Here is a 21047-nt window from a genome sequence, read left to right as displayed (position 1 = left end):
CTCAGCCTTCGCTGCCGTCCTCGGCAGACGCGGCGGCCTCGTCGGACGAGGTGGCCTCCTCGTCAGAGGCGCCCTCCTCGACGACGGGGATCAGCGAGAGCTTGCCGCGGTCGTCGATCTCGGCGATCTGGACCTGGACCTTCTGGCCCACCGAGACGACGTCCTCGACGGCGTCGACGCGCTTGCCGCCGGCCAGCGAACGGAGCTTGCTGATGTGCAGCAGGCCGTCCTTGCCCGGGAGCAGCGAGACGAACGCACCGAAGTTCGTCGTCTTGACGACGGTGCCGAGGTAGCGCTCGCCGACCTCGGGCATGGTCGGGTTGGCGATCGCGTTGACCATGGCGCGGGCGGCTTCAGCAGCCTCACCGTTGGTCGCACCGATGTAGACCGTGCCGTCGTCCTCGATCGACAGGTTCGCGCCCGTGTCGTCCTGGATCTGGTTGATGACCTTGCCCTTCGGCCCGATGACCTCACCGATCTTGTCGACGGGCACCCGCACGCTGATGATGCGCGGTGCGTGCACCGACATCTCGTCGGGGGCGTCGATGGCCTCGGCCATCACGTCGAGGATCGCGTGGCGGGCCTCGCGGGCCTGGGTCAGCGCACCGGCGAGCACCTCGGCGGGGATGCCGTCGAGCTTGGTGTCGAGCTGGAGCGCGGTCACGAACTCGCGGGTTCCGGCGACCTTGAAGTCCATGTCACCGAAGGCGTCCTCGGCACCGAGGATGTCGGTCAGCGCGACGTAGCGGGTCTCACCGTCGACCTCGTCGGAGATGAGGCCCATCGCGATGCCGGCCACGGCTGCGCGCAGCGGCACACCGGCCTGCAGCAGCGACAGGGTCGAGGCGCAGACCGAGCCCATCGAGGTGGAGCCGTTGGAGCCCATCGCCTCGGAGAGCTGGCGGATCGCGTAGGGGAACTCCTCGCGCGTGGGGAGCACCGGCAGCAGCGCACGACGTGCCAGGGCACCGTGGCCGACCTCACGGCGCTTCGGCGAACCGACGCGACCGGTCTCGCCGGTGGAGAACGGCGGGAAGACGTACTTGTGCATGTAGCGACGCGACTTCTCCGGGGAGAGCGTGTCGAGCTTCTGCTCGAGGGTCAGCATGTTCAGCGTGGTGACACCCAGGATCTGGGTCTCGCCGCGCTCGAACAGCGCCGAGCCGTGGACGCGCGGGATCACGCCGACCTCGGAGTGCAGCGGACGGATGTCGGCGAGGCCGCGGCCGTCGATGCGCACCTTGTCACGCAGCACCCGCTCGCGGACGAGCTGCTTGTTCAGCGAGCGGAACGCCGCGCCGATCTCCTTCTCGCGACCCTCGAAGTCGGCACCGAGCTTCTCGAGCAGCGACGCCTTGATCTCGTCGAGCTTCTCCTCGCGCTCCTGCTTGCCCGCGATGGTCAGCGCCTGGGCGGTCTCGGCAGAGACTGCCTTCTCGACGGCGTCGTAGGCGTCGTCCTCGTAGTCGAGGAAGATCGGGAACTCCTGGACCGGCTTGGCGGCCTCCTTGGCGAGCTCGGCCTGGGCCTGGCAGAGCTGCTTGATGAACGGCTTCGCGGCGTCGAGGCCCTGGGCCACGACCTCCTCGGTCGGCGCCTGGACGCCGTCCTGGATGAGGGTCCACGCGGTCTCGGTGGCCTCGGCCTCGACCATCATGATCGCGACGTCACCGGAGTCGGTGACGCGACCGGCGACCACCATGTCGAAGACCGCGTTCTCGAGCTGGCTGTGGGACGGGAAGGCAACCCACTGGCCCTCGATGAGGGCGACGCGAACGCCACCGACCGGGCCGGAGAACGGCAGGCCGGAGAGCTGGGTGGACAGCGAGGCGGCGTTGATCGCCAGCACGTCGTACGGCGCGTCCGGGTTGAGCGCCATCACGGTGATGACGACCTGGACCTCGTTGCGCAGGCCCTTCTTGAAGGTCGGGCGCAGCGGCCGGTCGATGAGGCGGCAGGTGAGGATCGCGTCCTCGCCCGGGCGACCCTCGCTGCGGAAGAACGAGCCGGGGATCTGGCCGGCGGCGTACATCCGCTCCTCGACGTCGATCGTCAGGGGGAAGAAGTCGAAGTGGTCCTTGGGGTGCTTTCCGGCCGTGGTGGCCGAGAGCAGCATCGTGTCGTCGTCGAGGTAGGCGGTCACCGAACCGGCGGCCTGCCGGGCCAGCAGCCCGGTCTCGAACTTGACGGTGCGGGTGCCGAACTTGCCGTTGTCGAGAACGGTCTCGACGGCGGAGATGACAGGTCCGTCAGTGTTGATTTCTGACAAGGGTTCAATCCCTTTTCTGTTCGCGGAGCGTTCCGCGCGTCCGCCTCTGCTGAGCCATGACTCACGCGTGGGCGGGGCCTCGAAGTGCTTCCCGCCTGTCTCGCGTGAGACGGGCCGGTCTTCGATCGAGGCCCGCAGATCTCGCCGTGTGCGAGATCCTGAAGGCCACTACCGAGGACCGGGCCGGACGTGGTGCGGGTCGCTCCTGGTGATGTGTTTCAACGTATTCAGTTGTGGTGCAACCAGCATGACCCTAGCGGCCATCGCGGGCAAATGCTGCAGGAGCGGCCACCCGCGTGGGGTGACCGCTCCGATGGTCAGCGGCGGAGGCCGAGGCGCTCGACGATCGACCGGTAGCGGTCGATCTCGGTCTTCTGCAGGTAGTTCAGCAGGCGACGGCGACGGCCGACGAGCAGGAGCAGACCACGACGGCTGTGGTGGTCGTGCTTGTGCTGCTTGAGGTGCTCGGTGAGGTGCGAGATGCGGTGGCTGAGCAGCGCGATCTGGACCTCGGGAGAGCCGGTGTCGGCCTCGGACTTGCCATACTCGGCGGCGATCTTCTTCTTGGTCTCCGCGTCGGTACCAATCGACATACGAGGACTCCTTCCGGCCCGTGGGGGCTGTTCGTTGCGCGGCGCGCCGGGGCCTGTTCACCCGGGCACTCTGGTTCCGCGGCCGATATGACGGCAGGTGTTGCCCACTCCGGGCAACCGGACAAGATTATCAGCGGGGCGGCGGATAGGACGAATCGCCCGACTGGGCCGCGTCCGGGCCCGGTCCGTCGCTGTCAGGCCCCGGGGTCGGACTCCCGGCCGGCGCGCCCGTCCCCGGACCGGTGGGTGTGACCTTGGCACGGCCGCTCCCCCGGGCCACCCAGAAGATCATCACGATCGCGCCGATCAACCACCCGAACACCAGGCCCCAGTAGGCACCGTTGCTGAACCACTGTCGAGCGCCCATCCACAGGCCGTAGCCCGAGCCCTGGGCATCGTCACTGAGAACGCGGGCCACCTCGACGGCCAGGCCGCCGAGGGCCGCCCCCACCACCAGGGCGAACCAGGCACCGGTCCAGGTCGCCAACACCGAGCGACCCGGGACGACCGAGCCCAGGACCAGGAGCGTGAACAGGAAGACCACCACGGCCATCACCAGCAGGCCGATGGCGAAGTGGCCGAGCGAGTTGCTGAAGGACGGGTCGAAGCCGCGGTCCGTGTCGAGGACGAGTCCGGTGAAGCCGAACGGGTCCATCGCGTCGACGAACAGGAGGTTCCACGCACCGTTGAAGTCGCCGCGGAAGTCTTCCTTGAGGCTGGCCTCGGCGAAGAGCGTTCCGCCGATGACGGCCACCACGCCGAGCACCGTGGTCACCAGGGCAGGGACGAAGGCTCGACCGATGCCGGGCCGGGGCAGCTCTGCAGGATTCTTCATGGCGCACACCCTGCCACCGATCGGGTCCCGGCCTCGACAGGCGAGCGCGACCGGGACGCTGGCGTCGACGAACCAGCGTCAGCGAACCGTTGCCAGGTCCGGCTCCGGCTCGGCCTTCCGGTCGGCAGGTCCGCGGTCGAGGCTGCTCGGCCACCAGATCTTCGGGCCGAGGTCGAGGTTCAGCGCGGTGACCAGCACCGAGCGCACCACCAACGTGTCGAGCATGACGCCCAACGCGACCGCCACACCGATCTCGACGAACATGACCAGCGGCATCGTGCTCATCACCAGGAACGTCGCGGCCAGCACCAACCCGGCCGAGGTGATCACACCCCCGGTCGCCGACAGCGCCACCAACGACCCGCGCCGGGTGCCGAGGGTCGCGGTCTCCTCACGGACCCGAGTCATCAGGAAGATGTTGTAGTCGATGCCCAGGGCCACCAGGAACACGAAGACGAAGAGCGGCAGGGAGGCGTCGGCACCGGCGAAGCCGAAGACGTAGTGGAACAGCAGGGCACTCAGGCCGAGAGCCGCTGCGAAGGAGAGCACCACCGTCAGCATCAGCAGCAGGGGTGCGACGACTGCGCGCAACAGCACCATCAGGACGACCAGCACGACGAGCAGGACCAGCGGGATGATCACCTGGTTGTCGTGGTTGTTGGCGTGGTCCATGTCGAGCAGGATCGCGCTGCTGCCGCCGACCAGGGCGTCGGCGCCGTCGATGCCACGCACGGCGTCACGCGCGCGCTCCACCGTGGCGAACGAGTCCCGCGACGTCGCGTCCGTGGCCAGCGGAGCGCTGACCAGCGTCGTCCCGCCGCTGTCGGGCGAGGTGTACGACGGGCCGAGGCCGTCGACGCCGGCCAGGGCGTCGGCCACCTGCTTGGCCTGCGGTGTGTTCGTGGCGACCATCAGTGGCGAGGACGTGTCGGCCATGTCGTGCTCGGTGAGCACCTGCTGGCCGACGATCGAGTCGAACTCCTTGGTGTACTGCTCCTCGGTGGTGAGCCCGTCCGCGTCCAGCTTGAAGAGGCCCAGGCAGGCGATCGCGAGCACCACGGAGGTGCCGATCCACACCTTGCGCGGCGAGACCGAGATCCGCCTGCCGAGACGGGCCCAGAAGCCGGTTGCGGTGGGCTCGGTCGTGCCGAACCCCGGACGTCGGGGCCAGAAGATCCAGCGTCCGGTGACCACCAGCAGGGCGGGCAGCAGCGTGATCATCACCAGCAGGCCGACACCGATGCCGATCGCGGCCACCGGGCCCAGCCCGGCGGTGGAGTTCATGTCGGCGAAGAGCAGGCACAGCATGCCCAGGACCACCGTCGCGGCACTGGCCACGATCGCCGGCGCTGCCCGGTGCAGGGCGAAGGCCATCGCCTCGTGCCGGTCCTCGTGACGACGGAGCTCCTCCCGGTAGCGCGCGACCAGGAGCAGGGCGTAGTCGGTGCCGGCGCCGAAGACGAGCACGGTCAGGATCCCCTGGCTCTGCCCGTTCACGGTCAGGTTGCCGTAGTCGGCCGCGAAGTAGATCACCGCCTGCGCGACGAACAACGCCACTCCGGCCGAGATCACCGGAAGCAGCCAGAGCACGGGGCTGCGGTAGGTCAGCAGCAGGATGACGATCACCACCCCGGCCGCGGAGAACAGCAAGGTCGAGTCGAGGCCCTCGAAGGACTCGGCGGCGTCGGCCGCCTGTCCACCGCCGCCGGCCACGTGGACCTGGAGCCCGTCGCCACCCGGTGCGATCTCCCGGATCCTGTCCACGACGCCGGGCATCTCGTTCCAGCCGTCCTTGCCGAAGCCGAAGGTGACCAGGGTCTGCGCCACCTCGCCGTCCTCCGACACACCGGTCGGTGTCGAGAACGGGTCCGCCACCTTGCCCGTCACCCCGTCGAGCCTGCCGATCTCCTCGGCCTGGGCCGCGATGTCCTCGTGGTCCGTCCCGGTCAGCCCGCCGTCGCGTTGGTAGACCACGGTCGTCGGGATCTCGTCCGGGTCCTGGAACGTGGCGAGCTTGTCCAGGGCGCGGGTCGACTCGGCGTCCCCGGGCAACCACGACACTGCCTCGTTGTTCTGCACGTCGGTGAGCTTCTGGGCGAAGCCGGAGGCCACCACGGCCAGGCCCAACCAGACGAACACGACGAGCCACTTGGTCACGGGGCCGGTCAGCTTGCCGGCAATCTGACGGTGCATGGCACCCACCCTTCTCCGGTTCCTGCGATCGCGCATCAGGTTTTTCCCCTGGTCGTCCCCCAGGGTTCGTGCGCGGGCCCCGGGCTGTGCCCAATCACGAGCGGGGGCCGGCGTACGCAAGGGTTGACTCGTCCTCCCGCACGAATTCACCGGTGGGCGCCTCAGGACGCTGCGGCCACCAGGCCCGCTCCCCCAGCAGCACGAGGATCGCGGGCAGCATCACGAGTCGGATCACGGTGGCGTCGATGAAGATCGCGGCCGACAGGCCGACGCCCATCATCTTCATCTCCATCATGCTCAGGGTCGCGAAGATCGCGAACACCGAGACCATCACCGCGGCCGCGCTGGTGACCACACCGGCGGTGTCGCCGATGCCCTTCTGCACCGCCAGGCGTGCGGGGAGTCCGGCACGGACGTGCTCGCGGACCCGGCTCAGCACGAACACGTGATAGTCCATCGAGAGCCCGACCAGCACCACCAGCACGAACATCGGGATCCAGTCGATGACGTAGCCGGGGGTGGTGAAGTCGAGCGGGCCCGAGCCCCACCCGTGCTGGAAGACCAGCGTGATCAGGCCGAATGCCACTCCCACCGACACAAGGTTCAGGGTCGTCGAGACCAGCGCGATCGGCACGCTGCGGAAGGCGAAGCCCATCATCAGCATGGTGAGCAGCAGGATGAAGCCGATCACCAGCGGCAGGAACGTGTTGAGGTGGTGGACCATGTCGTACGACGTCGCCGCGTCACCGCCGACGGCGTAGGTCGCGCCGGTGTCGTCCAGCGCGCCCGGGAGCACGTCGTCGCGCAGCGTCTCCAGCGCCCGGTCCACCTTGTCGTCGGCCTCGTCGTAGGGCATCGCCAACGAGAGCACGGACGTCGCACCGTCGGCGGAGGTGCGGACCGCCTCGCCGCTGGACGGCACGAACCGGCCGGTGGCCAGGGCTTGGGCGCGGACCACGTCGAGCGCTGCCCGGGCGGACTCTCCTCCGCCCCTGACGACGACCTCGGCGACGGGCCCCTCGCCCGGGAACTTCTCCGAGACCGCGGTGAAGGTCAGCACCTCGTCGATCTGGGTGGGCAAGGTCTCCAGGCTGCTTGAGCGCAGCTTCATGCCCAGGGCGGGGACGGCGAGTGCACCGACTGCCAGCACGGAGACGACCAGCGCGGCGACGGGGCGTCGTACGACGGGAGCCAGCACGCGGTTGCTGATGCCACCAGCACCGATGCGCCGGTTCATCCGCCACAGCAGCGGCACTCGGGGGCGGTCGACCCAGCGGCCGAACGTCACCAGCAGGGCGGGCAGCACGGTGATCGAGCCGAGGACGGCGATGCCGACGACCAGGATCGAGCTGGCCGCCAGCGAGTTGAAGGTCGCGCCACCCACGACGAACAGGCCCGTCATCGAGGCGATCACGGCGAAGCCGGAGACGATGATGGAGTGCCCCGAGGTCTCTGCGGCGATCTCGACGGCGTCGAGGGTGCTGCGCCCGCGAGCACGTTCCTCGCGCTCGCGCTTGAGGTAGAAGAGTGAGTAGTCGACACCGACCGCCATCCCGATCAGCACGATCATGCTGCTCACGGTGGTCTCGGCGTGGATCACGTGCGAGAGCGGCGCGGTCAGGCCCATCGTCGCGGCGACACTGGTCGCTGCCAGCAGCACCGGGATGCCTGCGGCGATGAGAGCCCCGAAGGCGACCAGCATCAGGATCAGCGTGATCGGCACGCTGGTCGCCTCGGCCCCGGCCAGGTCGTCGGCGACCTGGTCGTTGATCGCGGTGTCGATCGAGCTGTCGCCGGCCTGGCCGATGGTGAGGTCGGGGTGGGCCTCGGCCACGTCGCGGGTGACCTGCAGCAGGTCGCTCACGTCGTCCCCGTGGTCGCGCGCCAGCTGCACGGAGACCAGCAGGGCCGACCGGTCCTCGCTCCACTGCGGCTGCGCGACCCGGTCGACGCCGGCGACCTCGCGCATCCGTTCGCCGATGCGATCCGCCGCGGACTCGGCCTCGGCCGCGTCGAGGTCACCGTCAGCAGTGATCAGCACGATCTCGCTGTCGGGCCGGTCCAGACCGGCGTCGTCGATCATCTGGGCGGCCCGACCCGACTCCCCCATGTAGTAGTCGGAGCCGTCGGCCTCGACGGTCGGCACGGCCATGGCCAGGCCGACCGAGACGGTGACGAGGCCGACCCAGGCGAGGATCGCCTGCCAGGGATGGGTGGCGCTCCATCGTGCGGCGCGCAACGGGACTGCGGCAAGGGGGCTGTGGACGGCCATGACCGTGCTCCTCGGGTGATGTGACGGGTGATGTCCATCAGCCTCGCCGCCCGGGTTCGCGACGTCAGTGGCTCCAGCTCCACGGAGATGGTGGTCCTGGCACCACTGTCCGCGCCGGCCCGATCGGGGAGGATGGAGCCATGAACCAGCAGGCAGGCCCGTTGCGCCTCACCGGATTCGCCGCACTCCAGCTGCTGATGTTCCCCCTCGTCGTGATCGCGGTCGTGTTCGTCGCAGTGGGTGGCACCCTGACCCTGGTCACGGTCGGCATCCCGGTCCTCCTCGTCGCACTGCCAGCCCTGCAATGGATCACCGACCGGCACCGTTCGATGGCTGCCGAAGCCCTCGGGTACGCCGTACCTGCCAACCGACTGCCCACGCAGGGCCTCGCGCTCATCAAGCGCCTCCAGACTTGGGCCCGCGACCCGATGACCTGGCGCGAGATCGCCTGGGCCCTGGTCGTCGTCCCGATCGGCTTCGTGCTCTCGCTCCTGACCGTCCTGCTCCTGCTGCTCGTGGTGACCGGCGCGTTCTGGTGGTTCGGCGCCCCGCACATCATGCGCGCACGGAGCACGCTGGACCGCATCTTCCTGAGCCCCGGCCACACCGAGGAGCTCGAGCAGCGGGTCGAGACACTGACCGTGTCCCGGGCCGCGACGGTCGACCACTCCGCTGCCGAGCTGCGCCGCATCGAGCGCGACCTCCACGACGGCACCCAGGCGCGGCTGGTCGCGCTGGGCATGACGCTCGGGATGGCCGAGGACCTGTTCGACCGTGACCCCCACGCTGCCCGCACGCTCGTCGCCGAGGCCCGCGACACGACCGGTGCCGCTCTCGGCGACCTGCGTTCCGTGGTGCGCGGCATCCACCCGCCCGTGCTCGCCGATCGTGGGCTCTCCGGTGCCGTCGAGGCGCTGGCGCTCGACATGGCCGTCCCGGTGACCGTCGACCACGCGCTGGTCGGCCGTCCGCCGGCACCGGTCGAGTCCGCGGCCTACTTCGCCATCGCCGAGTGCCTCGCCAACCTCGGCAAGCACTCCGCCGCCACCCACGGCTGGGTCCGGTTGTCCTGGGCCGACGGTCGGCTCACTGTCGTCGTCGGTGACGACGGCCACGGGGGCGCGAATCCCGACGAGGGCACCGGCATGCGGGGGGTCATGCGTCGCCTGGCCGCCTTTGACGGCACGATGAGGGTGTCGAGTCCTGCCGCGGGGCCGACCCTGATCACCTTGGAGGTTCCGTGCGCCTTGTCGTCGCCGAGGACAACGCCCTCCTCCGGGACGGCCTGATCCGCCTCCTCGAGGCCCACAGCTTCACCGTCGTCGCCGCGGTCGACAACGCGGAGTCGCTCGCCGCCGCCCTGCACTCGCACGAGGCCGACGGTGCCGTGCTCGACGTCCGCATGCCGCCGACGTTCACCGATGAAGGCCTCAGGGCCGCGGTGGCCATCCGTGCCGAGAAGCCGGGCTTCCCGGTGCTGGTCCTCTCCCAGTACGTCGAGCAGCTCTACGCCCGTGAGCTGCTGGCCAGCGGGCAGGGGGCGATCGGCTACCTGCTCAAGGACCGGGTGGCCAACGTCGGCGAGTTCGTCGACGGCGTACGCCGGGTGGTGGCCGGAGGCACCGTCATCGACCCCGAGGTGATCGCCACGATCATGGCCCGACGCGAGGAGCCGGTCGACCGACTCACTCCCCGCGAGCAGGAGATGCTGGCCCTGATGGCCGAGGGGCGCTCGAACCAAGCCATCGCCAGCACCCTCTTCGTCACGGAGAAGGCGGTGGCCAAGCACACCAACAGCATCTTCGCGAAGCTGGACCTCCCGATCGCGGAGGACGACAACCGACGCGTGCGTGCGGTGCTCGCCTGGCTCCGGATCTGACCTGCTGCGGGCCGCCGAGTCGGCACGCGTCAGCGCCGGCGCATCGACCGGTAGACCACCCGGGCGCTGACCGCGCGCTCGAGCTCGCGGGTGATCGTGGTGAAGAACTGCTTGCGGTAGAGCTCGTCGGTGACGGCGTAGACCGCGAAGTAGAGGCCGCTGAACGCGGCGAGGAACACCGAGACCTGCACCAGCTCGCGGCTGACCGGGCCGATGAACGTCTCCGGTGGGTGTCCGACCCAGGTCTCGATGACCGAGTCGTCCATCGCCACCATCCCGAACAGGATGAAGAACCCGAAGACGGAGATGGAGAGCAGCAGCACCTGCACGACCTGGGCGACCAGCAGGACCAGCACCAGGTTGGCCTTCTGCAGGCCGGTCACCTCCGCGGCCACAGGGAGGCCGGCGCTGGTCTCACGGAGGCGGTTCGCCTCACTCTCGAGCGGCGTTCCACGACAGGCACCGACCAAGCCGTCGACCCCGAGGTTGCGGTCGAAGGCGTCGAGCTCCTCGGGCAGGCGCGACAGCAGGAATCCGACGGCGAAGGCAGCGAACAACATCACCGCGGCCCACATGATGCCGCCGTCGAGGGTGGCGCCCACCTGCCAGACCTCGGCATTGATGAAGAGGAACGTGATGAACAGCAGCAGCAACGGGAGCGCCCGCGTCACCAGCGGCACCATCAGGCTCAGCGAACCGAGGGTCTGGCCGGCGGCCCAGCGGATCCACAGCCAGGCCTTCAGCGTGAGCAACGCGTAGAGACCGAACACCACCGCCACCGTGGTCAGTGCGCTCGAGACGCCGTAGGACCACTGGTCTGCCCACAGGCCGACCCCGGCGCCGACCGGGATGGCCAGGACGACACCCACGAGGAGGACGGCGAGCAACCTCCGGGGTCGCAGGCGCCGAGTCACGTCGTCACGAATGTGGTCGACGAAGTAGGGCAACCCGTTGGCCACGAACCAGTTCTCGACCGCCCGGACGTCGGCTGGCTGGGCCACGGTCAGAGCCCGAGGATCTCGCGGGTGCGGACGACGTCGTCCTCCATCGTCTCGACCAGCTTCTCGATGCCCTCGAACTTCACCATGCCGCGGATCCGGCCGACGAACGCCACCTCGACCTCGACGCCGTACAGCTCGAGGTCGGTGCGGTCGAGCACGTAGGACTCGACGCGGCGCTCGCGCACGCCGTCGAACGTCGGGTTGGTGCCGACGCTGATCGCCGCGGGGAACCGCTCGTCGGTGTCGAGGCGGCGCAGCCAACCGGCGTACACGCCGTCCGCGGGAGCGGCGACCGCATCGGTGGTGGGCACGTTGGCGGTCGGGAAGCCGAGGTCACGACCGCGCTGGTCGCCCTTGACCACCGCACCACGGACGGTGAACGGGCGCCCCAACGCCTCGGCCGCGCCGGAGACGTCGCCAGCGGCCAGGCAGGTGCGGACATAGGTCGAGGACCAGACCTGCGGTCCCCCGTCCAGCTCGATGCCCTCGGCCGTGAAGCCGCGGGACTCCCCTGCTTCGCGCAGGGTGGCCACGTCGCCCGCGGCACGGTGCCCGAAGCGGAAGTTGGCGCCGACCACCACCGCCGAGGCGTGCAGCGCCTCCACCAGGATCCGGTCGATGAACTGTTCGGGCGTCCACGCCGCGATGTCACGGTCGAACGGGACGACCAGCACACCGTCGGCACCGGCCGCCCGGAGCAACGCGGCTCGCTCCTCGATCGAGGTGAGGCTGGTGGGCGCGTGCTCGGGTCGCAGCACGGCCATCGGGTGCGGGTCGAAGGTGACCGCCACGACGGGGAGCCCACCGCGCTCGGCACCGACCTCGCACGCTCGGCGTACGACGTGCTGGTGGCCGAGGTGACAGCCGTCGAAGTTGCCGATCGTCACCACAGTACGCCCGATCCCGTCGGGCACTTCGGTCAGTGAACGCCAGATCTGCACGGGCAGAACTCTCCCATATCCGGAAACTCCCTGAGGTTTCCGCCCTCCACTCCCGGTCGTCCCTGAGGTTTCGGTCCGATGTGAGTGGGACCGAAACCTCAGGGACCACCCGTGAAGACGGCGACGGCGCGAGCTCGACCGGGGGCGTCCGCGGCAGGCTCGTAGAGCGCCAGGAACTCCCCGTCGGGTGCGAAGACCGCGGTGAGCTGCTCCAGGTCGATGCTGAGCTTGCGGCCCACGCGGACGTCGCCGGCCTGCTCGTCATCCAGTTCGTACGTCGGGAAGGTGGCTCGGGCTGCGTCGGCGATCGGCACCATCGTGAACTCGTCGCCGAGCTGCTCGAGCGTCGTCGCCACGGACAGGTCGAAGCCACCGACGGCCGTGCGCCGCAAGGCGGTCAGGTGACCGCCCACCCCGAGTGCCTCGCCGAGGTCGCGGGCGATGGCGCGGATGTAGGTGCCGCTGGAGCAACGCACCGAGATGCGCACGTCGACAGATGTCGGGGTGGTCTCGAGACGGCCTCGTTGCTCGGCCTCCTCAACCACCGAGTGCACCACGATCTCGTGCACGGTCACCGGGCGCGCCTTCAGCTCGACGGTCTCCCCGTCACGCACCCGTTGGTAGGCCCGCTTCCCGTCGACCTTGATCGCGGAGACGGCGGTGGGCACCTGCTCGATGTCTCCCACGAAACGCTCGAGGGCCGACCGGATCTCCGGCTCGGTGACATGACCGGCAGGCGTGGTCGAGGTGGTCTCACCCTCGGCATCGTCCGTGGTGGTCGAGACACCGAGACGGATCGTGGCGTCGTAGCCCTTCTCGGTCAGCATCAGGTGGCCGAGCAGCCGGGTGGCCCGGTTGACCCCGAGCACGAGCACGCCGGTCGCCATCGGGTCGAGCGTGCCGGCGTGGCCGACCTTGCGGGTGCCGGCCAGTCGGCGTACCCGCGCGACCACGTCGTGGGACGTCATCCCGCCGGCCTTGTCGACGACGACCAGGCCGGCGGGAGGAGGTGCTGGGGTCACTCGTCGTCCGCGTCGGTGTCCGGGTCCGGGTCGGCGGCGTCCTCGTGCGGCTTCTTGTAGGGGTCGTCGCCCCCGGCGTAGGTCGCGCCCATGCGGGTGGCGGCCACCTGCTCGTCGATCTCCCGCGCCCGGGCGAGCACGTCGTCGAGCTGGCGCGCCGTCTCCGGGAGGGCGTCGTGGATGAACTCCAGGGTCGGGACGTGACGGATGCCCAGCTGCTTGCCGACCTCCGAGCGGATCAGGCCCTTGGCCGACTCGAGGGCAGCCGCGGTGCCGGCCAGCGAGTCCTCCTCGCCGAGCACCGTGTAGAACACGGTCGCGTGTTGGCTGTCGCCGGAGACGCGCACGTCGGTGACGGTCACGAAACCCAGGCGCGGGTCCTTGACGCGACGCTCCAACATCTCGGCGACGATGATCTTGATCCGGTCCGCGATCTTGCGAACCCGTGGGCTGGCCATGTTCCTACTCTCTCAAAACTGCGCCGAGTCGGCACGTGTCGACACTCGTGGGCGTCAACTCGTGCCGACTCGGCGACGACAGGTGTGGATGACGGGCCGGCTCGGCGACCAGTGCGGTCGCCGAGCCGGCCCGGCGGATCAGCTGCGCGGGATCTCGCGCATCTCGAACGACTCCACGACATCGCCGATCTTGATGTCCTGGAAGTTCTTGAGCACCAGACCACACTCGAAGCCCTCGCGGACCTCGGAGGCGTCGTCCTTCTCCCGCTTGAGCGAGGCCAGGTCGAGGTTGTCCGCGATGACCGCTCCGTCGCGCAGGACGCGCGCCTTCGCGTTGCGGCGAACCGTGCCGTCGATGACCATGCAGCCTGCGATGTTGCCGGCCTTGGACGAGCGGAAGATCTCGCGGATCTCCGCCTTGCCCAGGGAGGCTTCCTCGTACTCCGGCTTGAGCATGCCCTTGAGCGCGGCCTCGATCTCCTCGATCGCCTGGTAGATGACCGAGTAGTAGCGAATCTCGACACCTTCCTTGTCGGCCATCTGGCCCGCCTTGCCCTGGGGCCGGACGTTGAAGCCGATGATGATGGCGTCCGAGGCGGCTGCGAGGTCGACGTTGGTCTCGGTGATCGCACCGACACCGCGGTCGATGACGCGCAGCGAGACTTCCTCGCCGACGTCGATCTGGGCCAGCGAGTCCTCGAGGGCCTCGACCGAACCGGACACGTCGCCCTTGAGGATGAGGTTGAGCTCCTGGCTCTCGCCCTTCTCCATGGAGGCCATGAAGTCCTCGAGGGTACGACGCACGCGACGCTTGGCCTGCATGGCCGCACGCTCGCGTGCCTCGCGCTTCTCGGCGATCTGGCGGGCCATCCGGTCGTCGTCGACGACGATGAAGGTCTGACCGGCGCCGGGGGCGGCGTTCAGGCCGAGCACCATCGCGGGACGGGCCGGGTCGGCCTCCTCGATGTTGTTGCCGTGCTCGTCGAGCATCGCCCGGACGCGACCGTGGCCGGCGCCGGCGACGATCGAGTCACCGACACGCAGCGTCCCGCGCTGGACCAGCACCGTGGCAACCGGGCCGCGGCCACGGTCGAGGTGCGCCTCGATGACCATGCCCTGGGCGTCCTGGTTGGGGTTGGCCCGCAGGTCGAGGGATGCATCGGCGGTGAGGACGACGGCCTCGAGCAGCTTGTCGAGGTGGAGCTCCGACTTGGCCGAGACGTCGACGAACATGACGTCGCCGCCGTATTCCTCGGGCACCAGGCCGTACTCGGTGAGCTGGCCACGGACCTTGGTCGGGTCGGCCTCCGGCTTGTCGATCTTGTTCACCGCGACCACGATCGGCACGTCCGCAGCCTTGGCGTGGTTCAACGCCTCGACCGTCTGCGGCATGACACCGTCGTCGGCCGCGACCACGAGGATCGCGATGTCGGTGGCCTGGGCACCACGGGCACGCATGGCGGTGAACGCCTCGTGACCCGGGGTGTCGATGAAGGTGATCCGACGGTCCTCGCCGTCCACCTCCGTCGCGACCTGGTAGGCGCCGATGTGCTGGGTGATGCCACCGGCTTCCTTGTCGACCACGTTCGCGCTGCGAAGGGCGTCGAGGAGCTTGGTCTTTCCGTGGTCGACGTGACCCATGACGGTGACGACCGGCGGACGGAAGGACAGGTCGTCCTCGTCACCCTCGTCGGCACCGAACTCGAGGTCGAAGCCCTCGAGGAGGGCACGGTCCTCGTCCTCCGGGGAGACGATCTGGACGACGTAGTTCAGCTCTTCGCCGAGCAGCTCGAACGTCGCCTCGTCGACCGACTCGGTGGCGGTGACCATCTCGCCGAGCGAGAAGAGCATCTGCACCAGGGCCGCGGCGTCGACGTTGATCTTCTCGGCGAAGTCGGTCAGGGACGCGCCCCGTGCCAGGCGCACGGTCTCGCCGTCACCCTTGCGGACGCGCACGCCACCGATCGTCGGGGCCTGCATGGCCTCGAATTCCTGACGACGTGCCCGCTTCGACTTGCGACCACGACGCGACGGACCGCCGGGGCGACCGAAGGCACCCTGGGTCTGACCACGCTGACCGGGCCGGTTCCCACCGGGACGACCGCCACCGGGACGACCGCCGCCGGACGGGCCGAAGCCGCCGGGACGCTGGCCGGGGGCGCCACCGGGGGCACCGCGGCCGGGCGCTCCGCCACGACCGCCACCGGGGCCTCCACGACCGCCGGGACCACCGGGCCCACGGCCGCCGGGACCGCCACCGAAGGCAGCCGGGGACTTGGGCATCATCGCCGGGTTGGGGCGCGGCATGCCGCTGGAGCGACCTGCGCCGCCGTCACGGGAGGCCGGGGGACGCGGCGGGCGCTGCTGGTCGCCGCCCGCGGCACCGCCGGTGCCGCCAGCCGGAGCCGGACCACGGTCGGCCGGAGCCGGGCGTCGTCCCATGCCCTGGCTGGAGGAGAACGGGTTGTTGCCCGGACGCGGGGTGCCGCCGGGCTTGCCGACCGGACGCGGCGGCGGAGCCTTGGGCGCGGGGGCCTTCGGCGAGGGGGCCTTGGCGGCCGGTGCCTCGGGTGCCTCCGGAGCCGCAGCCGGCTTGGGGCCGGGCTTGGGCCCGGGCTTCGGGCCGGGCTTGGTCGCTGAGACGGCAGCCGGAGCCTCCGGGGTGGAGGGCGCCTGGGTGGGCTGCCCCTCGGTTGCCGGGGCCTCGTCGGCAGGAGCAGGAGCCGGCTCCGCGGCGGCCTTCTTGGCCGGCGGCTTGGGGCCGGGCTTGGCCGCGGCCTTCTTGGCCGGGGCCTCCTGGGGCGCCTCAGGGGCGGAAGTGGCGGCAGCAGCCTTGAGCTGCTCGCCGTACTCCTTCTTGAATCGGTTCGCGACCGGGGGTTCCACGGTCGAGGACGCAGACTTGACGAACTCCCCCATCTCCTTCAGCTTCTCGAGAACAAACTTGCTCTCGACGCCGAATTCCTTGGCGAGTTCGTGTACTCGGGGCTTGGCCACGCTTCTCCTTCTGGCCCGAGCCCCGACGCTGCCGATTGCAGGAGGAGGTGATTCGGACCGTTAGTGGTTGTGCAAACTCATCGGGAAGTACTCATCGAGTGCTCATGAGCTGCTGCTCCAGTTCCTGTAGGTCAATCACGGTGTGGTGTCAGTGCTCGTGTCGATCAGGCTGCTCAGGGCGGTGACGTCGAGGCCCCCCGCGAACCGCAAGGCTCTCGGGAACGCCCGTCTGCGCACTGCCAGGGCAAGGCACGCTGGTGTGGGGTGCAGGTGTGCGCCCCGACCAGGAGCCGTGCCGTCGAGATCGGGCACCACGGCGGGGCCATGGTCGTCCGACCCGGCGACAACCCGGATCAACTCAAGCGTGGTGGCCCGCTCGCGACATCCCACGCACATACGCACCGGGCGTGGGCGCGCAGGAGTGTTGCCAGTCATAACCACCAGCGGAGAGTCTAGCCGTTGCCGGCCCCAACATCGAACCGGTATCCCCGCCTCACCCTGGATCGGCCAAGATGGAGAGCAAGCGGCTGGCGTCCCACGCCGGCCAGCGGGCGGGAGGAGCATCACATGAGCGACCTGCAGTGCGCCAGTCGGATCGTCCTGGCCAGGCACGGTGAGGCGGAGTACGAGTCGGACCTGCTCACCGACGAGGGCGGGTCACTGACCCACCTCGGGCGTCGCCAGGCGGTCGAGCTCGCCGAGAAACTGGCCGGTCGCAAGGTGGCGCACGTCTGGACCAGCACGCTGGCCCGCGCCGTGCAGACCGGGGAGATCGTGGCCGCGACCCTCGGCGTGGCCGTGAGCACCCGCTCGGCGCTGGACGAGTTCTCCTGCGGCGAGTACGCCGGGCTCCCGCGCGCCGACGACCCGTTCGCCGAGACCTACCTGCGCTGGCTCGAGGGCGAGCTGGACACCCGGGCCCCCGGCGCCGAGACCGGCACCGAGGGCATCGAGCGACTCCGGGCGACGCTGTCGGACATCGCCGACCAGTACCGCGGGGAGAGCGTGCTCGTGATCAGCCACGGTGGCCTGCTCCGGCTCGGGGTCCCGGCGCTGGCACGGATGTCCGGGATCGAGATGACCCGCCTGGACAACTGCGACACGATCGAGATCGACATCGACGGTGACGGCTGGGTCTGCCGGAGCTGGGGCTGACAGACCCCGGTCGCAGTCGGTGCGTCTCTCACCGGGTTTCGACGCGCTCGTGCGACGACTCGTCGTCGGAGCGGATGTCGATGCGCCACCCCGTGAGCCGCGCAGCCAGGCGGGCGTTCTGGCCCTCCTTGCCGATCGCCAACGACAGCTGGAAGTCGGGGACGACGACCCGTGCCGACCGCTCCTGCAGAGAGATGATCTCCACCGAGCGGACCCGAGCCGGTGACAACGCGTGGGCGACCAGCTCTGCGGGGTCCTCCGACCAGTCGACGATGTCGATCTTCTCGCCGTGCAGCTCGGACATGATGTTGCGCACCCGCTGGCCCATCGGCCCGATGCAGGCACCCTTGGCGTTCACGCCGGGCACCTTCGAGTGCACCGCGATCTTGGTGCGATGCCCGGCTTCCCGGGCGATGGCGGCGATCTCGACGGTGCCGTCGGCAATCTCCGGCACCTCGAGTGCGAAGAGCTTGCGGACCAGGTTCGGGTGGGTACGCGAGAGGGTGACCTGCGGACCGCGCATGCCCTTGCGCACCGAGACCACCATGCACTTGATGCGCTCACCGTGCTCGTACTTCTCGCCGGGGACCCGCTCGCCCAGCGGGAGCAGTGCCTCCAGCTTTCCGAGGTCGACCATGACGTCGTCCGGGTTGCGACCCTGCTGGATGATGCCGGAGATGATGTCGCCCTCCTTGCCGGAGAACTCGCCGAACTTGACCTCGTCCTCGGCGTCGCGCAGGCGCTGCAGCATGATCTGCTTCGCCGTGGTGGCCGCGATCCGGCCGAACCCGTCGGGGGTGTCCTCGTACTCGCCGATGACGTTGCCCTCGTCGTCGAGCTCGGCGGCCAGCACCGACACGTGACCGGACTTCTGGTCGAGGACCACCCGCGCGCGCGGCTGCGCGCCCCCGGTCTTCTGGTAGGCAGTGAGCAGGGCCTGCTCGATCGCCTCCACCAGGACGGAGAACTTGATCTCCTTCTCCTGCTCGAGCATGCGGAGGATGCTCAGGTCGATGTCCATCAGACGTCCCTGCTCTTTCGGTTGAACTCGATCTGGACCTTGGCCTTGGAGATGTCGGCGTAGGCGATTTCTTGGGTGGATCCGTTGACGTCGAGGCTGACCGCGGAGTCGGTGGACGAGCCGATGCGGCCCTCGACCTCGTCGCCCTCGATCATCGACACCTTCACCAACCGGTCCTCGTTGCGACGCCAGTGGCGCGGCAGGGTGAGCGGCCGATCGACACCACGCGAGGTCACCTCGAGCGTGTAGGGGTGCTCCCCCATCACGTCGGAGGTGTCGAGCACCCGCTCGATCTCGCGCGTCGCCTCCGCGACGTCGTCGAGAGTGACGCCGCCGTCCTTGTCGACGGCGACACGCAGCACGCGGCGCTTGCCGGCCGGAGTGATCTCGACCGCTTCGACGTCGAGCCCGAAGGTCGACAGGGGGTCAATGAGTTCCGCTTCGATGCGATCCCTGGTTGCGTCAGACTTGGCGCTGCTCATGGGCGACCTCCTTGTGCTGTTGTGGGCCCAACCATAGCGGCAATCCCCAGCGACCATGACATGCCTTAGAGTCGGCGCGTGCCGATCCCCTCCCACCCCGTGTCGCGACGTACGACACTGGCCGCCGCGCCGCTGCTGCTCGCGGCCGGATGCCGCTGGGGGCCGGCCGAGGAGGCCGCCACACCGCCGGAGCAGGACGTCGCCGAGGGTGTTCCCGACGCGGAGCAGGTCGATGCCGCCGTGGCCGCCATCACCGAGGCGCAGCAGTTCGTCTCGGCCGTGGCGGACAAGCACATCGGCCTGTCCGGACCGTTGGCAGAGCTGACCGCCCTGCACACCGCGCACCTCGGCCTGCTCGAGCCGCACCGCACCGCCTCCCCGACCACCGCCCCCGACGTGCCGAAGGCGAGCGGGGTCGCCTTGGACGCCGTACGCCGCCGGGAGACGACGTTGCAGGCCACCCTGTCCGGACTCGCCGCGGACGTCTCGAGCGGAACCCTCGCCCGCACCCTGGCTGCGATGGCTGCCGGCGTCGCGCAGCACCGCCAGGTGCTCCCCGCGTCCAGGAAGGCCAGTGACGCATGAGCGACACGTCGCCGTTGCAGACCACGCTGGCCGCGGAGCATGCCGCCGTGTGGCTCTACACCACGCTCGGCGGCCAGACCTCGGAGTCTGCCCAGCCGAAGCTCTTCGACACCGTCAGCAGCGGGTACACCCGGCACCGCACCCGCCGGGACCAGCTCGTGCGCTGGATCCGTGACGCCGGCGAGCAGCCGGTGGCCGCGGAGGTCGCCTACGAGCTGCCGAACCAGCTGCGCACCCCCGACGAGGTGGAGGCTGCCGGCCTTCAGATCGAGCAACGGTGCACCGTGACGTATGCCGACATGGTCGGGCGCACGGTCGCCGCCGAGCGCGAGTGGGCGATCAAGGCCCTGCTCGATGCCAGCCTGCGCGAGCTCGACCTGGGTGGAGCCCCGCAGGACCTGCCGGGCATCGACACCTGACTGACCGAGAGCGGACCCGGCGTCGGGGAAGCCCCGAGACCCTTCCCGACGCCGGGTTGTCCACTGGGATGTGAACTCCGCTGGTAGGAATACTTCCTCAGTTCTTGCGCTGTGCCCAGCAACCAGCACCTGCAGGTTCTTGCACTGCAGGAACTTGCAACAGTTGATCGCCAAGTTCTGCAGTCGCGGGATCAGGCCCGCACATGCCAGTCGGCGACGACTGGCAGCACCTCGGCGAGCTCCTGGACCACCGCGTCGGGCACTCCTTCTGAGTGTCCGACCTGGTTGCGCGGAATCGCGCTGTGCGGGACGTGGATGGCACGCATCCCGGCGTTGCGGGCACCCCAGATGTCGTCGAAGAGCCGGTCCCCCACGTAGACGCAGCGAGCGGGGTCGTCGACCCCGACGGCCGCCATGGCCGCACCGAACGCGTCGGGCGATGGCTTGGTCCACGGGATCTCGCTGGTGTAGACGTCACCGTCGATCAGGTGGTCCACGCCGTCCCGGCGGAAGAACTCCTCGTGCCACGCGCGTGGCCAGATCGTGTTCGACAGCACACCGACCTTGAGCCCCAGGCCGTGCAGGCCGTCGAACAACGGCGCCACCTGCTGATCGGTGCCGGTGTGCGGCTCCCAGAACTCCCGGTAGGCGGCCAACAGCTCCGGGTCGTGCTCCAACCCTGCCTCGGTGAAGAGGTCAGCCACGGTCGAGCTCTCTTGGTGGTCGCGCGAGCGCCCCCAGATGACATCACCGGCCGCGTGCAGCCGGGCAGCGTGTGCGTGGTGGTCGTCGTCCTTGCTGGGTGTGGCGATCACTGCCTGGGCCAGCGCCAGGCACTCCGCGTGGAAGTCGATGTCGTGCCACTGCGTCAGGGTGCCGCCCCAGTCGAAGATGACGGCGTCCAACCGACCGGCTGGGCTCACCG

General features: G+C 69.6%; 19 protein-coding genes. 5 read left to right on the top strand and 14 right to left on the bottom strand.

Annotated elements, in window-relative coordinates:
- Window position 1: 1 nt before the first annotated feature.
- From ncot_RS06380 to ncot_RS06360, 5 genes are all read right to left on the bottom strand, one after another.
- On the bottom strand, window positions 2-2269 hold the full coding sequence (locus tag ncot_RS06380; RefSeq protein ID WP_240938099.1) for a polyribonucleotide nucleotidyltransferase: 2268 nt from the start codon (window positions 2267-2269) through the stop codon (window positions 2-4).
- A 317-nt stretch (window positions 2270-2586) separates the two neighbouring features.
- Window positions 2587-2862, bottom strand: coding sequence for a 30S ribosomal protein S15 (gene rpsO, locus ncot_RS06375; RefSeq protein ID WP_168616853.1), 276 nt, complete (start codon window positions 2860-2862; stop codon window positions 2587-2589).
- A gap of 130 nt (window positions 2863-2992) precedes the next feature.
- Window positions 2993-3697: a hypothetical protein gene (locus tag ncot_RS06370; RefSeq protein ID WP_168616852.1), complete on the bottom strand. Its 705-nt coding sequence runs from the start codon at window positions 3695-3697 to the stop codon at window positions 2993-2995.
- 78 nt (window positions 3698-3775) lie between these two features.
- Window positions 3776-5890, bottom strand: coding sequence for an MMPL family transporter (locus tag ncot_RS06365; RefSeq protein WP_168616851.1), 2115 nt, complete (start codon window positions 5888-5890; stop codon window positions 3776-3778).
- 94 nt (window positions 5891-5984) lie between these two features.
- A complete protein-coding gene (locus ncot_RS06360) occupies window positions 5985-8162 on the bottom strand; it encodes an MMPL family transporter (protein WP_168616850.1) in 2178 nt (725 codons plus the stop codon).
- A 140-nt stretch (window positions 8163-8302) separates the two neighbouring features.
- On the opposite strand from ncot_RS06360, the gene ncot_RS06355 reads away from it, so the two are divergent.
- Both ncot_RS06355 and ncot_RS06350 read left to right on the top strand, forming a co-directional pair.
- The gene (locus ncot_RS06355) at window positions 8303-9451 is read left to right on the top strand and encodes a sensor domain-containing protein (protein WP_168616849.1); all 1149 of its coding nucleotides are present in this window, start codon (window positions 8303-8305) and stop codon (window positions 9449-9451) included.
- On the top strand, window positions 9403-10041 hold the full coding sequence (locus tag ncot_RS06350; RefSeq protein WP_168616848.1) for a response regulator transcription factor: 639 nt from the start codon (window positions 9403-9405) through the stop codon (window positions 10039-10041). Before ncot_RS06355 ends, ncot_RS06350 begins: the two co-directional genes overlap by 49 nt.
- A 29-nt stretch (window positions 10042-10070) precedes the next feature.
- Here ncot_RS06350 and ncot_RS06345 read toward each other — a convergent pair whose 3' ends face one another.
- The 6 genes from ncot_RS06345 to ncot_RS06320 form a co-directional block, all read right to left on the bottom strand.
- Window positions 10071-11042 carry a hypothetical protein gene (locus ncot_RS06345; protein WP_240938098.1) on the bottom strand — a complete coding sequence of 324 codons (972 nt, stop codon included), beginning with the start codon at window positions 11040-11042 and terminating at the stop codon, window positions 10071-10073.
- A 2-nt stretch (window positions 11043-11044) separates the two neighbouring features.
- Entirely contained in the window at window positions 11045-11983 is a 939-nt protein-coding gene (locus tag ncot_RS06340) for a bifunctional riboflavin kinase/FAD synthetase (RefSeq protein WP_168616847.1), read from the bottom strand.
- Window positions 11984-12081: 98 nt separating this feature from the next.
- Window positions 12082-13005 carry a tRNA pseudouridine(55) synthase TruB gene (gene truB / locus ncot_RS06335; RefSeq protein WP_277345791.1) on the bottom strand — a complete coding sequence of 308 codons (924 nt, stop codon included), beginning with the start codon at window positions 13003-13005 and terminating at the stop codon, window positions 12082-12084.
- On the bottom strand, window positions 13002-13463 hold the full coding sequence (gene rbfA / locus ncot_RS06330) for a 30S ribosome-binding factor RbfA (RefSeq protein ID WP_168616846.1): 462 nt from the start codon (window positions 13461-13463) through the stop codon (window positions 13002-13004). The genes truB and rbfA overlap by 4 nt, the downstream gene beginning before the upstream one ends.
- A gap of 138 nt (window positions 13464-13601) precedes the next feature.
- Window positions 13602-16460 (bottom strand): translation initiation factor IF-2, encoded by a 2859-nt coding sequence (gene infB / locus ncot_RS06325; protein WP_168616845.1) that lies wholly within the window; start codon window positions 16458-16460, stop codon window positions 13602-13604.
- 135 nt (window positions 16461-16595) lie between these two features.
- Window positions 16596-16856: a YlxR family protein gene (locus ncot_RS06320; RefSeq protein WP_240938166.1), complete on the bottom strand. Its 261-nt coding sequence runs from the start codon at window positions 16854-16856 to the stop codon at window positions 16596-16598.
- Window positions 16857-17027: 171 nt separating this feature from the next.
- On the opposite strand from ncot_RS06320, the gene ncot_RS06315 reads away from it, so the two are divergent.
- Window positions 17028-17615 (top strand): histidine phosphatase family protein, encoded by a 588-nt coding sequence (locus ncot_RS06315; RefSeq protein WP_168616843.1) that lies wholly within the window; start codon window positions 17028-17030, stop codon window positions 17613-17615.
- Window positions 17616-17643: 28 nt separating this feature from the next.
- On the opposite strand, the gene nusA is transcribed toward ncot_RS06315, so the two are convergent.
- Both nusA and rimP read right to left on the bottom strand, forming a co-directional pair.
- Entirely contained in the window at window positions 17644-18636 is a 993-nt protein-coding gene (gene nusA / locus ncot_RS06310) for a transcription termination factor NusA (RefSeq protein WP_168616842.1), read from the bottom strand.
- Window positions 18636-19118, bottom strand: coding sequence for a ribosome maturation factor RimP (gene rimP / locus ncot_RS06305; protein WP_168616841.1), 483 nt, complete (start codon window positions 19116-19118; stop codon window positions 18636-18638). Before rimP ends, nusA begins: the two co-directional genes overlap by 1 nt.
- A gap of 78 nt (window positions 19119-19196) precedes the next feature.
- On the opposite strand from rimP, the gene ncot_RS06300 reads away from it, so the two are divergent.
- Both ncot_RS06300 and ncot_RS06295 read left to right on the top strand, forming a co-directional pair.
- On the top strand, window positions 19197-19703 hold the full coding sequence (locus tag ncot_RS06300) for a hypothetical protein (protein WP_168616840.1): 507 nt from the start codon (window positions 19197-19199) through the stop codon (window positions 19701-19703).
- Window positions 19700-20122 (top strand): ferritin-like domain-containing protein, encoded by a 423-nt coding sequence (locus tag ncot_RS06295; protein WP_168616839.1) that lies wholly within the window; start codon window positions 19700-19702, stop codon window positions 20120-20122. Before ncot_RS06300 ends, ncot_RS06295 begins: the two co-directional genes overlap by 4 nt.
- A gap of 191 nt (window positions 20123-20313) precedes the next feature.
- Here the strand turns inward: ncot_RS06295 and ncot_RS06290 are convergent, their stop codons facing one another.
- Window positions 20314-21045: an HAD family hydrolase gene (locus ncot_RS06290; protein WP_168616838.1), complete on the bottom strand. Its 732-nt coding sequence runs from the start codon at window positions 21043-21045 to the stop codon at window positions 20314-20316.
- Window positions 21046-21047: the final 2 nt, after the last annotated feature.

This window comes from Nocardioides sp. JQ2195 (assembly GCF_012272695.1).
In the GTDB taxonomy this organism is placed as follows: Bacteria; Actinomycetota; Actinomycetes; order Propionibacteriales; family Nocardioidaceae; genus Nocardioides.
Note: the sequence above shows the minus strand (reverse complement) of the source record. Positions and strands in the feature narration are given on the sequence as shown.

What these genes read in the sequence shown, in the direction of transcription:
- ncot_RS06370 (WP_168616852.1), bottom strand. Translation starts at nt 3,697, where the DNA reads ATGAAGAATCCTGCAGAGCTGCCCCGGCCCGGCATCGGTCGAGCCTTC.
- rbfA (WP_168616846.1), bottom strand. Translation starts at nt 13,463, where the DNA reads ATGGCCAGCCCACGGGTTCGCAAGATCGCGGACCGGATCAAGATCATC.
- ncot_RS06365 (WP_168616851.1), bottom strand. Translation starts at nt 5,890, where the DNA reads ATGCACCGTCAGATTGCCGGCAAGCTGACCGGCCCCGTGACCAAGTGG.
- rpsO (WP_168616853.1), bottom strand. Translation starts at nt 2,862, where the DNA reads ATGTCGATTGGTACCGACGCGGAGACCAAGAAGAAGATCGCCGCCGAG.
- ncot_RS06295 (WP_168616839.1), top strand. Translation starts at nt 19,700, where the DNA reads ATGAGCGACACGTCGCCGTTGCAGACCACGCTGGCCGCGGAGCATGCC.
- nusA (WP_168616842.1), bottom strand. Translation starts at nt 18,636, where the DNA reads ATGGACATCGACCTGAGCATCCTCCGCATGCTCGAGCAGGAGAAGGAG.
- ncot_RS06355 (WP_168616849.1), top strand. Translation starts at nt 8,303, where the DNA reads ATGAACCAGCAGGCAGGCCCGTTGCGCCTCACCGGATTCGCCGCACTC.
- ncot_RS06315 (WP_168616843.1), top strand. Translation starts at nt 17,028, where the DNA reads ATGAGCGACCTGCAGTGCGCCAGTCGGATCGTCCTGGCCAGGCACGGT.
- rimP (WP_168616841.1), bottom strand. Translation starts at nt 19,118, where the DNA reads ATGAGCAGCGCCAAGTCTGACGCAACCAGGGATCGCATCGAAGCGGAA.
- ncot_RS06360 (WP_168616850.1), bottom strand. Translation starts at nt 8,162, where the DNA reads ATGGCCGTCCACAGCCCCCTTGCCGCAGTCCCGTTGCGCGCCGCACGA.
- ncot_RS06320 (WP_240938166.1), bottom strand. Translation starts at nt 16,856, where the DNA reads ATGTGCGTGGGATGTCGCGAGCGGGCCACCACGCTTGAGTTGATCCGG.